Raw genomic sequence first — 12,746 nt, forward strand, 5'->3', positions numbered from 1 at the left:
CCGGAACGCCGGACGGGGTGCGTCCCACCGGAGTCCGGCGGGACGCACCCCGGGTCACTGCGCTGATCAGGCCTTCGGCGTGAGGCTGAAGTCGATGATCTGCTCGGGGGTGATGTTCTGCTTCAGCGTGCCGGCGCCCTGGAGGATCGCGATGCTCTTGGCCACCCGGCCGCTGTCCAGCGTGCCCAGCGCGGTGCCGGAGTTGCTGGAGCGGACGTACCCGGCCATCAGCTGCAGCTCGGCGGCGGCCGAGGCGGGGTTGGTGGCGTCCACGTTCTTCTTCAGGATGTCCGCCGCCTCCTGCGGGTTGGCCAGGCTGTACTCCAGGCCCTTCATGAGCGCCGCGGTGAACTTCTTGACCATCTCCGGCTTCTCCTTGGCGATCTTCGCCGAGGTGATGAGCACGTTGCCGTAGAGGTCCTGCATCACGTTGCTGTACGGCAGCATGACGGCCTTCTTGCCCTTGGCCACGCCCTCGATCGTCGGCTGGCCGACGACGAACTGGCCGATGCCGTCGACCTGGCCGGTGGCGAGCGTGCCGATCAGGGACTGGGCCTCACCGTTGACCCACGTCACCTTGCTCGCGTCGATGCCGGCCATCCGGGCGTACGTCGGGAAGAGGTTGCGGACGACGGAGCCGGGGGTGTCCGCGAGCTTCTTGCCCTCCAGGTCCTTCGGAGAGGCGATCTTCTTGCCCTCGAGGGTGGCGATGGCGGCCATGGTGCGCTGCTGGATCGCGGCCACCGCCACGAAGTCCTTCGCCTGGCCGTTGCCGAGCTGGAGCAGACCACCGGTCAGGTCGATCGGGCCGAAGTCGGCCTGGCCGCCGACGATGGTCTGGATGACGGCGCCGGTGCCCTGCCCGGGCTTGATGTCGACGTCGAAGCCGGCCTCCTTGAAGAAGCCCTTGTCCTTCGCCACCCAGGCGTAGGCGTCACGGCCGAAGTTGCCGAACGAGGTGAGGTAGGTCACCTTCTCCAGCGATCCGCCGCCGTTCGCGTCGTCGGAGGAGTCCGAATCGCCGCTGCATCCGGCCACCAGGGCGAGAGCGGCGGCCATCGCGGCCGCGGCGACCGTACGGGTCAGCCTTCTCATCAGTGCACCATGTCCTTTCCGACCGGGGCCGGCAGGCCGCCGGAGGGGTTGTCGCGGGGCACCGGCGTGAAGGGGGCAGGCCGGCACCACCGTCGTGAGGGGACTCTTCGCGGGCACAGCGTACGAGAACCCCACCTTTGCGACGCCAGGCGTGCCGGATTGCGGAACGGAAACAAACTGATGTCCACCCCGGACGGTGCGATGGGGACGCACGACCGCTAGCCTTTGGCAGATTCCTGACCACCCAATCAGGGGAGGCCCGCCGGCGATGATTCGACTGTCCGGTGTGTCCCGCACCTTCGACGGCCGCAGCGGCCGCGTCGAGGCGTTGCGGGGCATCGACCTCGACGTCGCCGAGGGCGAGTTCGTCGCCATCCTCGGCCGTTCCGGCTGCGGCAAGTCCACGCTCCTGCGACTGATCGCCGGGCTCCTACCGGTGACCTCCGGCGAGATCACCGTCGGCGGCACGCCGGTCGGCAAGCCCCGCCGGGACATCGCGATGCTGTTCCAGAGGCCGGCCCTGCTGCCCTGGCGGACGGTGCTCGACAACGTCCTGCTGCCGGTGGAGATCTTCGGCTGGAGCCGGGCGAAGTACCGCGACCGGGCCCGGGAACTGCTCGACCTGGCCGGGCTCGCCGGCTTCGAGAAGCGCCTGCCGCACGAGCTGTCCGGAGGCATGCAGCAGCGCGTCTCGCTGTGCCGGTCGCTGATCGGCGAACCCCGCGTGATGCTCATGGACGAGCCGTTCTCGGCGCTGGACGCGCTCACCCGCGAGGAACTCTCCGGCGAACTCCAGCGCGTGCACATGGAGAGCGCCGCGACGATCGTCTTCGTCACCCACTCGATCGACGAGGCGGTGCTGCTGGCCGACCGGGTGGTCGTGCTCAGCCCTCGACCGGGCCGGATCCGCAAGGTGGTCGAGGTGGAGATCCCCCGGCCGCGCACGCTCGGCCGCAACGCGCACCTCGCCGACGTCGCCCGGGTCAGCGCGGATCTGCACGAGCTGCTGATGGAACGTGACGAGCCGGCGGTGGCCGGCGCGGAAGGACGATGACCATGCGGGTGTCGGTGTTCATCGAGCCGCACCGGGGCGCCACGTACGAGGACCAGCTCCGCTTCGCCCGCGCCGTGGAGGACCTCGGCTTCGAGGGCTTCTTCCGCGCCGACCATTACCAGTCCATGGGGGCCGACCTCGGGCTGCCCGGGCCGACCGACGCCTGGCTGACCCTCGCCGCGCTGGCCCGGGAGACCACCCGGATCCGGCTCGGCACGTTGGTCACCTCGGCCACGTTCCGCCTGCCGGGGCCGCTGGCCGTGATGGTGGCCCAGGTGGACCAGATGAGCGGCGGCCGGGTCGAGCTGGGCATCGGCGCCGGCTGGTACGAGCGGGAGCACACCTCGTACGGCATCCCGTTCCCCGCGGTGGTCGAGCGCTTCGACCGCCTCGCCGAGCAGCTCGAGGTGATCACCGGGCTGTGGCGTACCCCGCCCGGCGAGACGTACAGCTTCACCGGCGACCACTACCGGCTGGTGGACGCCCCGGCGCTGCCCAAGCCGGTGCAGGTGCCCGGCCCACCGGTCATCGTGGGTGGCCGCGGGCCGAAGCGGACCCCGGACCTGGCCGCGCGCTTCGCCGACGAGTTCAACATGCCGTTCAAGTCGGTCGAGGAGACCGCCGGAGCGTACGAGCGGGTGCGCGAGGCCTGCGACCGGACCGGCCGGGCGGAGGCGGGGCGTGCGCCGCTGGTCCTCTCCGCCGGCATCGTGGTGGCGATCGGCCGGTCCGACGCCGAGGCGCAGCGGCGGGCCGCGCCGCTGCACGTCGCGAGCGCGCTGCCGCCGGAGGACGCGGTGGTCGGCTCCCCCGCCCGACTGGTCGACCGGATCGGCGAGTTCGCGGCGATCGGCGCCTCCCGGGTGCACCTGCGCCTCATCGAGCTCGCCGACCTCGACCACCTGGAACTGATCGCCAGCGACGTGCTGCCGCAGTTGGACGGAGACCGATGAGCGACGTGACCGACGTGACCGACGGCCTCGAACTCGGGCCGGTGGGTCAGGAGATCGTGTACGAGAACGACCGGGTGCGGGTCTGGCACATCCGCCTGGAGCCGGGTGAGCGGCAGCCGCTGCACCGCCACGACCACCCGTACCTGGTGGTGGCGATCGAGGGCGCGAAGAACGTGGTGCAGACCGTCGACGGCACCCGCATCGACGCGGACGAGCCGACCGGTGGGGTCGTCTACCGGGACCCGGGCGCGGTGCACATGCTCACCAACGTCGGGAACACGACGTACCTCGCCCGCCTGGTCGAACTCAAGTAGTTCGGCAGGTCGCGCGGCCGGCCGTCACGCGGCGTGCCGGTGGCGATCCGGTGCACCAGGTGCGTAACGTGCCGGACATGGCCTTTCGGACCTGGGGCAGACTGCTGCTCACGGCGCTCGGGGTGAGCGTGCTGGCCGGGGCCGGGCAGCTGGGCATCGCGTACGGCTTCGGCATCGTCCGGCTCACCGGCGCCTTCACGGGCGCGACCGTCAACCAGTGGCCCGCCCAGCTCGTCTGGGTCGGCTGGTTCTCGGCGAACGCCGCCGTCGTCGGTGCGGTGCTCACCGAGCGCCTCGCCCGTCGCGACGGGCCGCCGGCCACCACGGGCCGGCAACTGGCCGTCGGTGCGGTGGCCGCGCTGGGCGCGTCCACCGTGGCGCCGTTGTGCATGCAGCCCGCCCGCGCCGCGGAGTTGGTGTCCGTCGACCCGGTCTTCGCGGTCGGCATCTGTGCCGTGCTCGGCGCCATCGTGGGGGCCGGGGCGGCCATCGCCGTCCTGCTCAACCCGCCGCTGGGCTGGAACGTGGCGGCGGTCGCCGGCGCCGTCTGGCTGCTCGCCCTGGTCTCGGCGCTGCCGTCGCTCGGCGCGAGCGGGCCTCTGCGCAGCGTCCGGCTCGGTGTGCTGGAGCCGACCTGGCTGGACGCCGACGCCGCCCAGCGCTTGTCCCTGCTGCTGTTGCCGATCGTGGCGCTGCTCGCCGGGGCGGCGAGCGCCGGCCTGGCCCGCCGGCGCGGCCACGTGCCGCTGGTCAGCGGCGCGACCGGGGTGGCCGGCCCGGTGCTCGCGGCGTTCGCGTACCTGACCGCCGGCCCCGGTGACGCGGTCGACCGGTACCAGACCACGCCCTACTACGGCGCGCTGATCGCGGTCGCCGCCGGCGCCCTCGGCGCGGCGGCCGCCGCCCTGCTCCGCTGGCCGGCCGGCACCCGCAGCGCCGGCGCCCACGCCATCGAACCGAGCGACATCCTGCGCCCGCTGCCCGCCGGTCCCGCCCTGCCCACCTCCGCCGCCACGACCGCCGCCGCCACGAGCGCCGACCGTCCCGACGAGGATCGGGCGGAACCGGCCGGCGCCGACGTGGCGGCCCGATCCGGCGGTACGGTGCCCGCGACCGGCGCCGTCCGCAGCGGCGGTAGCGCGCGCGGCGGTGTCGGCGGTAGCGGCGGTGTCGGCCGTTCCGGTGCCCCGGCCCACTGGGATTGGCCCGAGGCCGGCACCCACACGGCGCACCGGTCGAGCGCCGATCCCGCTCGCCGACCCCTCACCGACGACCTGCCCACGGCGCCGCTGACCGTCACGTCGACGCTGGGCCGGCCGGTCGAACGCACCGCCCCCGCCACGGAGCCGGCTTCCGCCACGGAGCCCGCCCCCGCCACGGAGCCCGTCTCCGCCGCCGAGCGGCTAGGCCCGGGCGCCGATCGCGGCCCGATCGCCGAACAGCCCGGCCAGGGTGTGGAGACCGCCTCCGGGACGGCCCGGGTTGCCGGCGCGCACGCGTCGGCGCCGGCCCTCAGTGGCGAGCTGGCCGAGACCCGTCGCGCGGATCCCGACTCCGCCGGTCGTGGGGCCGATGGTTCCCCATCGAGCGTGATGCCTCAGAGTCATATTCATGCCTCTGAGGCATCAAGCCCAGAACAGGTAGCTGCTCCCCAGCCAGTCGACCAGGGCTCGACGCTCGACCCGCGCCGGCTGACCGACAACGGTGAGCCCGATCCTCAGCCGGCGACGGACGCCGGGACGACACCCCGGCCCCGCCGTCGTTCCACCCGCCCGGCCGGCTCGGCCGCAGCGTCCACGCCATCGCCTGCGTCGGGCACGCCGACGTCCACAGGGCCGGCAAGCGGGACAGGGCCGGCAGAGTCGGCAGGCGACCCGAAGACAGGCAACCCGAAGGCAGCGGACGCGCCAGAGCAGGCCGGTGCGCCGGAGGAGGGCGCGGAGTCGGCGCCGGCACCGAAGGCCCGGCGTGCGCGCAAGGCCCGTTCCACGTCGAAGCCCGCCGCCCTGTCCGACAGCACGGCAGACGCCACGAGCGGCGGCACGGCACACGCCGCGAGCACCGCAGCGGAGGCCGCCGACCGTGGCACGGCGCCGACCACGGGCAGCGCGAAACGCGCTTCCGCCGCATCCGCCCAACCGATCGGAGCCGACCCAGCGGCGCACGGCCCAGCCGACGGGGCAGCCACCGCGGGCAGAGCAACCACCGGCGGCAGGGTGCGCACGGCCGGCAGGGCGCGCACGGCCGCTGGGGAACCGCAGGTCGACGGCGAGCCGACTGGGACGCCGGCCCCGGCTGCCGACGACGTGACGAGCCGCCGCGACACCCGGCCGACGGCGGACCGGCAGCCCAGCGCGCGCCGAGAGACCGAACCGCAGCGCCCGGCCGGTGCGCCGACCCGCGGCCTCCCCGCCACAGCGGCCGACGCACCGACCCACGGCCTGGCCGCACAGCCCGCGCCGCAGGACCCCGCCACCGCGACCGCGCCGACCCACGGCCTTCCGGCACAGCCTGCCCTGCCGGATCACGCCAGGCCCGCGTGGCCGGTGCCGTCCCGGCCCGCGCCGGTCGGCGACGAGGTGGCCCGGGAGGCGACGGGCGTACCGGCGTCCGGGGAGGAACCGCCGCCGCGCGCGCGGCACCGGGCACCGCTGCCCGACCTGAACCGGGCGGCGAGCTGGGAGGCCCTGGCCACCGCGCGGCGCGCCGGGCCGCAGTCGACCGGCCCGCGCCACACGGCGCAGGACGCACCGTTGGAGGCGACCGCATCGGCCGGCCCGGCGACCGAGGCGGCTGCGGCGGACACGTCGGCCGAGGGCTCCGCCGAGGACCAGAGCGGCGCGGACCAGTCGGCGGGCCGGGGTCGCGGGCGGCTCGGGCTGTTCCGGCGCAACCGCTCCCGCGAGGCCACCGGCAGCGACGCCGAGTCGGAACCGCTCGCCGCGCAGGACGAGGAGTACGTCGACTGGGTGACCGGCCTGGGCCGGTCGGTGGCGGACAACGAACCCGAGCAGGAGAACGGCCGGCGCTCGCTGCGTTCGAGCGGTCGCCATCACCGGGACTGACCCGACACGACACTGACGCCCGGGGCCCGGGGCTCGTGCCCCGGGCGTCGTGTCTGTCGGCAGGGCCGCCGCCGACGTGGTCAGGCCAGCGGCGCAGAGGGTCAGGCCAACGGCAGGTAGACGCGCCCGCCGGACGAGACGAACTCCGCCGACTTGTCCCGCATCCCGCGCGCCGCGTAGTCCTTGAGCTCCTGGGTGATCTTCATCGAGCAGAACTTCGGTCCGCACATCGAGCAGAAGTGCGCGCTCTTCGCCGGCTCGGCCGGCAGCGTCGCGTCGTGGTACGCCCGCGCGGTCTCCGGGTCGAGCGCGAGGTTGAACTGGTCCTCCCAGCGGAACTCGAACCGCGCCTTCGAGAGCGCATCGTCCCAGGCCTGAGCGCCGGGGTGGCCCTTCGCCAGGTCGGCCGCGTGCGCCGCGATCTTGTACGCGATCACCCCGGCCTTCACGTCGTCCCGGTCCGGCAGGCCGAGGTGCTCCTTCGGGGTGACGTAGCAGAGCATCGCGGTGCCGAACATGCCGATCATCGCGGCCCCGATCGCCGAGGTGATGTGGTCGTACGCCGGGGCGATGTCGGTGGTCAGCGGCCCGAGCGTGTAGAACGGCGCCTCGTGGCACCACTCCTGCTGGAGGTCCACGTTCTCCTTGATCTTGTGCATGGGCACGTGACCCGGACCCTCGATCATCACCTGGACGTCGTGTGCCCAGGCGACCTTCGTGAGTTCGCCGAGGGTCCGCAGCTCGGCGAACTGCGCCTCGTCGTTCGCGTCCGCGATCGAGCCGGGACGCAACCCGTCACCGAGGGAGAACGTCACGTCGTACCGGGCGAGGATCTCGCACAGCTCCTCGAAGTGCGTGTAGAGGAAGTTCTCCTCGTGGTGCGCGAGGCACCACGCCGCCATGATCGAGCCGCCCCGCGACACGATCCCGGTGACCCGGTCGACGGCCATCGGCACGTACGGCAGCCGGACGCCGGCGTGCACGGTCATGTAGTCCACGCCCTGCTCGGCCTGCTCGACGACGGTCTCCCGGAACACCTCCCAGCTCAGCTTCACCGGATCGCCGCCGACCTTCTCCAGCGCCTGGTATATCGGCACGGTGCCGATCGGCACCGGGGCGTTGCGCACGATCGCCTCGCGGGTCTCGTGGATCCGCTTGCCGGTCGACAGGTCCATGACGGTGTCCGCGCCCCAGCGCGTGGCCCAGGTCAGCTTCTCGACCTCCTCGGCGATCGACGAGCTGACCGCCGAGGTGCCGATGTTGGCGTTGACCTTCACGAGGAACGCCCTGCCGATGATCGCCGGTTCGCACTCCGGGTGGTTCACGTTGAGTGGGAGCACGGCTCGGCCGGCCGCGATCTCGTTCCGGACGAACTCCGGTGCCACGCCCTCGCGGACCGCCACGAACTCCATCTCCGGCGTCACGACGCCCGCCCGGGCGTACGCGAGCTGGGTCGGCCTGCGGCCGTCCACGCCAGCGAGCGGGGTTCCGGCGCCGCGCACCGGGGCCACGTCGCCGCGCTCGGCGATCCAGGGGCCCCGCAGCGGCGGCAGCCCGACCTCCGGGTCCGAGCCCGGCCCGGACGTGTCGTAGAGCCGCACCGGCGGGTTGTCCCCGGTCAGCGTCACCTCGGCGAACGGCACCCGCACGTCCGGCCGGGACCCTTCCACGTACACCTTGCGTCGTGCCTGCATGACAGCCTCCCTGGTGGTCAAGCGGACCAGCCGAAGTGGTCCAGCGGGCCGCGTCCCGCGCCCAGCTTCCAGTCCCGCCCGCCGGCCAGCGCACGGGTGACGTACTCCTTGGCGGCGGCGACCGCGGCCGGCACCGGGTCGCCCAGCGCCAGCCGGACGGCGATCGCCGCCGAGAACGAACAGCCGGTGCCGTGGGTGTGCGGGGTGTCGACGCGGGCCGCCCGCAGCAGCGTCGTGACGCCGCCGCCGTGCAGCACGTCGACCGCCTCGCCGCCGTCCAGGTCCCCGCCCGTCACCACCACGTGCGCCGGGCCTCCGGCGGCCAGCGCCTCCGCGGCCGCGACCATCTCGTCGACGGTGGTCACCGGGCGTCCCGTGATGGCCGCGGCCTCCGCGCAGTTCGGCGTCGCGACCTCGGCGTACGGCAGCAGCCGCTCGACCGCGGCGACCACGCCGAGCCGGTGCCCGCTCGTGGCGACGAGCACCGGGTCGACCACGAGGTGCGGGAGCCGGCCGGCCCGGGCGGCGGCCGCGACCGCGTCGGCGACGGCCGGGCTGCCGAGCATGCCGGTCTTGACCGCACGTACGGCGAAGTCGGCCAGCACGCTCTCGACCTGGTCGGTGACGGTGGCCGGGGGCAGCGGCAGGACGGCGTCGACGCCCCGCGTGTTCTGGGCGGTGACCGCGGTGAGCACGCTGGTGCCGTACGCGCCGAGCGCCGCGAACACCTTGAGGTCGGCCTGGATGCCGGCGCCGCCGCCGGAGTCGGAGCCGGCGATCGTGAGGACGGTCTTCGGCGTCACGTGTCTTCTCCCATGATCGGAGTGAGAGCGGCGCCGAGGGTGGTGGCCGCCTCCCGCGCGTCGTCGGCGCGCATGACGGCGCCGAGTACCGCGACCCCCACCGCGCCCGCCGTCACGCAGGCGGCCACCTGATCGGGGGTCTCGATGCCGCCGAGGGCCAGGGCCGGGACGGGGCTGCTCGCGACCAGCGCGGCGAGCCCGTCCGTGCCGAGGGGTGGGCCGTAGCCGGGTTTGGTCCTCGTGGGGTACACGGGCGAGAGGGTCACGTAGTCCTCGGTGGACACCCGGGCCAGTTCGGTGGCGTCGTGGCAGGAGCGCCCGACGAGCCCGAGCCGCGGCGGCGGGTACGGGCCGGCGGACGGCAGGTGCACGGCGTCGCCGCCGAGCGGGTCGGGGCCGGCCACGACCAGGGTGCCGCCCACGCCGGCGAGGATCGGCCGCAGGTCGGCGGCGAGCGCGGCGCGCTCGGCCCGGGGCAGATCCTTCTCCCGCAGCACGACCCAGCGCACTCCCCCGGCCACCGCCGCGGCCACCACGTCGACGAGCGGCCGCCGCGCCTGCCAGCGGTCGGTCAACAGCACGAGCCCCGACGGCACGGCCCGGGGGTCGCCGGGAGGACGCCCGTCGACCGGCAGATCGGCGCCACGATCGGCGGTGATGTCCGGGGCGGTCACAGCTCCGGCCGCCCGTCGTCCGGGGTGGACGCGAGGGCGTGGTGGCGGCGGGGGATCCGGCCCGCCCCGGCGGCCAGCCGCCCGGCCTCGACGGCGTACCGCATGGCGGTGGCCATCGCCACCGGGTCGGCGGCCCGGGTCACCGCGGTCGCGAGCATCACCGCGTCGCAGCCCAGTTCCATGGCCAGCGCCGCCTCGGACGCGGTGCCGATGCCCGCGTCGAGGATCACCGGCACGTCCACGCTCTGCCGGATCAGCCGGATGTGGTGCGGGTTGCCGATGCCGAGCCCGGACCCGATCGGCGCGCCCGCCGGCATCACCGCGGCGCAGCCCAGGTCGGCGAGCCGCCGCGCGAGCACCGGGTCGTCGCTGGTGTACGGCAGGACGGTGAACCCGTCGGCGACCAGCTCCTCGGCGGCCCGCAGCAGCTCCACCCCGTCGGGCAGCAGCGTGCGCTCGTCGCCGACGACCTCCAGCTTGATCCAGTCGGTGTCGAACGCCTCGCGGGCCAGCCGCGCCACCTTGACCGCCTCGACGGCCGTCCGGCAGCCGGCGGTGTTGGGCAGCAGCCGTACGCCGCAGCGGTCCAGCAGCTCCAGCAGGCCGCCGCCGGTGCCGGGGGCGGTGTCGACGCGGCGCAGGGCCAGCGTCACCAGCTCGGTGCCGGAGGCACGGATCGCCCGTTCCAGCACGTCCAGGTTCGCCGCGCCGCCGGTGCCGAGGATGAGCCGCGACGTGAAGGAGACACCGCCGAGTTCGAACGCCACGCCGCTCACCCGCCCTGTGCCGCGCTGAGCACCTCGACCCGGTCGCCGTCGCGCAGTACGGTCGCCGGCCAGCCCGCGCGGGGCACCACCTCGCCGTTGACGGCGACCGCCAGCCCGCGCTCCTGCGGGGTGACCTCGCGGACCAGGTCGGCCAGCGTCGCTCCGCCGGGCAGGGTCCGCCCGGCGCCGTTCACCATCAGTTCCACGGGTCCTCCTCGGTCGTCCGGCCGAACCGCTCGGGGCGGAAGGGGTCGAGCAGCGGATCGGGCACGCCGGTGGTCACCAGGTCGGCGATCAGGTCCGCGGTGACGGGCGTGAGCACGATGCCGTGCCGGTGGTGCCCGGTGGCCGCCAGCACGTCGGGCCGGCCGGGCAGGGGGCCGAGGATCGGCGCGTTGTCCGGCGTGCCGGGTCGCAGCCCGGCGGCGGTCTCGACGAGGTCGTACTCGGCCAGCTCGGGCACCAGCTCGACGGCGGCGCGGAGCAGCCGGAGGACCGCCCCGGCGGAGACGTCGGTGTCGCGGCGTTCCTCGACGGTGGCGCCGACCACCACCTCACCGCCGTGGCGTGGCACGAGGTAGACCGACTCGCCGTCGGCGTACCCCCGGATGACGTGCCGGAAGTCCGGCGCGGCGCCGCCGGGCGCGCGCAGCCGGAGCACCTGACCCTTCACCGGCCGGACGGGCAGTCCGGTGAGCGCGGCGGCGCCGCAGCCGGCCGCCACCACCGTCACGCCGGCGTCCACGTCGGCCAGCCGGCGGACCGCGCCGGGCACCAGCACGGCGCCGGCCCGTTCGGCGGCGGTCCGCAGGGCGGGCACCAGCAGCCGCGGGTCGACCTGGTGGTCGGTGGGCGCGAGCGCGCCGCCGCGGACGCGGGGGGCCAGCGCCGGCTCGCGGTCGCGCAGCTCGGTGGGGCGCAGCGGGGTCACGGGCAGGCCGAGTTCCTGCTGGTACGCCCAGAGCCGCCGCGCCTCGGCCAGGTCGTCGGCGGTGAGCCCGACCATGAGGGTGCCCTCGGTCCGGTAGCCGAGCGCGGCGCCGGTCACCTCGCCCAGCTCGGCAGCGAACTCCGGCCAGCGGGCGGCGGACGCCACGAGCAGGCCGGTCAGCTCGCGTTCACCGAAGTACGCCTCGGCCACGGGCGAGAGCATCCCGGCGGCGACCGCCGACGCCCCCGACCCCGGGGCGGGGTCGTGCACGGTCACCCGCAGGCCGCGGGCGGCGCAGCGCCACGCGATGGCGAGACCGATCGGGCCCGCCCCCACCACCGCCACGTCCGCCCGGCCCGCGTCGCCGGTAGGGGTCGACGGAGGCCGGGCGCTCAGCACGTCAGCGCCTCGAGCAGTGCGGCGGCGGCGCGGCCGGGATCGGCGGCCGTGGAGAGCGCGCCGACGACGGCCACCCCGTACGCCCCGGCCGCCCGCAGCGCCGGCACGTGGGTCGCGGTCACCCCGCCGATGGCGATGACCGGCACGTCGACCGCCTCGGCCACCGCCCGCACCCCGGGCACGCCGATCGGTGGAGGAAGGCCCTCCTTGGTGGCGGTGGGGTGGCACGGGCCCACGCCCAGGTAGCTGGCTCCGGCGGCGACCGCCTCGGCGGCGGTGCCGGGGTCACGGGCGGTGGCGCCGAGCACGGCGGTGGGGCCGAGCACCCGCCGGGCGGCCCCGACGGGCAGGTCGTCGGCACCGACGTGCCCGCCCGCGACGCCGGCCGCGAGCGCCACGTGCAGACGGTCGTTGACCAGGCACGTCGCCCCGTACGGCGTGCAGAGCGCGACCACCCGGCGGGTCAGGTCGTACGCCTCGCGGTCGGTGGCGGAGTCCTCGACGCGGACCTGCACCACCAGGTCGGCGCGGGCTGCCGCGAGGGCGGCCCGGACCACGGTGAGCGGGTCGCGCCCGGGTCGGGTGTCGGTGATGAGATGCAGGCGCCCCAGGGACGACACGGCAACACTCCTCCCTGCGCCGGCATTACCCGGATCAGGTTCGACGGTCGGGGGCTGCAGCCCCCCTCTCAGCCCGGTGCACCGGACTCCCGTGGGTTACTTGCCTGCCACCGTACGACAGGACCCGTCGCCGTGCCAAGGGTGGCGCAGGCGACAGTGGGCCGCCCTCCGGCGGGGGCGCTTCATGGCGTCCTGTTCGGAATGTCGCCCGCTGTTGCGAAACCGTTACCATCCGCGTCTTGCCGGACATGGATACACCCGAATTAATTTGTTCAGCGATTCGACATAATCAATGGCGTGGACGTCCTGGCCCGATGTCCACACCAGTCCACCCGGGACGGTCTTCGGCGAGCCGGCCCCCGCGATCCCTGTCCACC

General features: G+C 74.8%; 12 protein-coding genes and 1 riboswitch. Of the genes, 4 read left to right on the forward strand and 8 right to left on the reverse strand.

Features of this window, described 5'->3' with window-relative positions; genetic code table 11:
* Positions 1-66: 66 nt before the first annotated feature.
* Positions 67-1,095 (reverse strand): ABC transporter substrate-binding protein, encoded by a 1,029-nt coding sequence (locus D7193_RS19140; RefSeq protein ID WP_120780884.1) that lies wholly within the window; start codon positions 1,093-1,095, stop codon positions 67-69.
* Between the two features lie 268 nt (positions 1,096-1,363).
* Here D7193_RS19140 and D7193_RS19145 point away from each other — a divergent pair, with 268 nt between their 5' ends.
* From D7193_RS19145 to D7193_RS19160, 4 genes are all read left to right on the forward strand, one after another.
* Positions 1,364-2,149: an ABC transporter ATP-binding protein gene (locus D7193_RS19145; RefSeq protein WP_120780885.1), complete on the forward strand. Its 786-nt coding sequence runs from the start codon at positions 1,364-1,366 to the stop codon at positions 2,147-2,149.
* Between the two features lie 2 nt (positions 2,150-2,151).
* Positions 2,152-3,102 (forward strand): LLM class F420-dependent oxidoreductase, encoded by a 951-nt coding sequence (locus D7193_RS19150; protein WP_120780886.1) that lies wholly within the window; start codon positions 2,152-2,154, stop codon positions 3,100-3,102.
* Complete coding sequence (locus D7193_RS19155) at positions 3,099-3,416, forward strand: cupin domain-containing protein (protein WP_120780887.1); 318 nt, start codon at positions 3,099-3,101, stop codon at positions 3,414-3,416. The genes D7193_RS19150 and D7193_RS19155 overlap by 4 nt, the downstream gene beginning before the upstream one ends.
* A gap of 77 nt (positions 3,417-3,493) precedes the next feature.
* Complete coding sequence (locus tag D7193_RS19160) at positions 3,494-6,481, forward strand: hypothetical protein (protein ID WP_120780888.1); 2,988 nt, start codon at positions 3,494-3,496, stop codon at positions 6,479-6,481.
* A gap of 101 nt (positions 6,482-6,582) precedes the next feature.
* On the opposite strand, the gene thiC is transcribed toward D7193_RS19160, so the two are convergent.
* The 7 genes from thiC to thiE form a co-directional block, all read right to left on the reverse strand.
* Entirely contained in the window at positions 6,583-8,175 is a 1,593-nt protein-coding gene (thiC, locus tag D7193_RS19165) for a phosphomethylpyrimidine synthase ThiC (RefSeq protein WP_120780889.1), read from the reverse strand.
* Positions 8,176-8,192: 17 nt separating this feature from the next.
* A complete protein-coding gene (gene thiD / locus D7193_RS19170; RefSeq protein WP_120780890.1) occupies positions 8,193-8,978 on the reverse strand; it encodes a bifunctional hydroxymethylpyrimidine kinase/phosphomethylpyrimidine kinase in 786 nt (261 codons plus the stop codon).
* Positions 8,975-9,574, reverse strand: coding sequence for a thiamine phosphate synthase (locus D7193_RS19175; protein ID WP_120781368.1), 600 nt, complete (start codon positions 9,572-9,574; stop codon positions 8,975-8,977). Before D7193_RS19175 ends, thiD begins: the two co-directional genes overlap by 4 nt.
* A 74-nt stretch (positions 9,575-9,648) precedes the next feature.
* The gene (locus D7193_RS19180) at positions 9,649-10,428 is read right to left on the reverse strand and encodes a thiazole synthase (protein WP_120780891.1); all 780 of its coding nucleotides are present in this window, start codon (positions 10,426-10,428) and stop codon (positions 9,649-9,651) included.
* Positions 10,425-10,625 carry a sulfur carrier protein ThiS gene (gene thiS, locus D7193_RS19185; RefSeq protein ID WP_120780892.1) on the reverse strand — a complete coding sequence of 67 codons (201 nt, stop codon included), beginning with the start codon at positions 10,623-10,625 and terminating at the stop codon, positions 10,425-10,427. Before thiS ends, D7193_RS19180 begins: the two co-directional genes overlap by 4 nt.
* On the reverse strand, positions 10,616-11,746 hold the full coding sequence (gene thiO / locus D7193_RS19190; protein WP_377456143.1) for a glycine oxidase ThiO: 1,131 nt from the start codon (positions 11,744-11,746) through the stop codon (positions 10,616-10,618). The genes thiS and thiO overlap by 10 nt, the downstream gene beginning before the upstream one ends.
* A complete protein-coding gene (gene thiE, locus D7193_RS19195) occupies positions 11,743-12,369 on the reverse strand; it encodes a thiamine phosphate synthase (protein ID WP_120780893.1) in 627 nt (208 codons plus the stop codon). The genes thiO and thiE overlap by 4 nt, the downstream gene beginning before the upstream one ends.
* A riboswitch (TPP riboswitch) is annotated at positions 12,364-12,472 on the reverse strand. Its footprint overlaps the gene before it by 6 nt.
* Between the last annotated feature and the right edge of the window lie 274 nt (positions 12,473-12,746).

Origin of the sequence: Micromonospora costi (genome assembly GCF_003626655.1) — a bacterium.
Taxonomy (GTDB): Bacteria; Actinomycetota; Actinomycetes; order Mycobacteriales; family Micromonosporaceae; genus Micromonospora; species Micromonospora costi.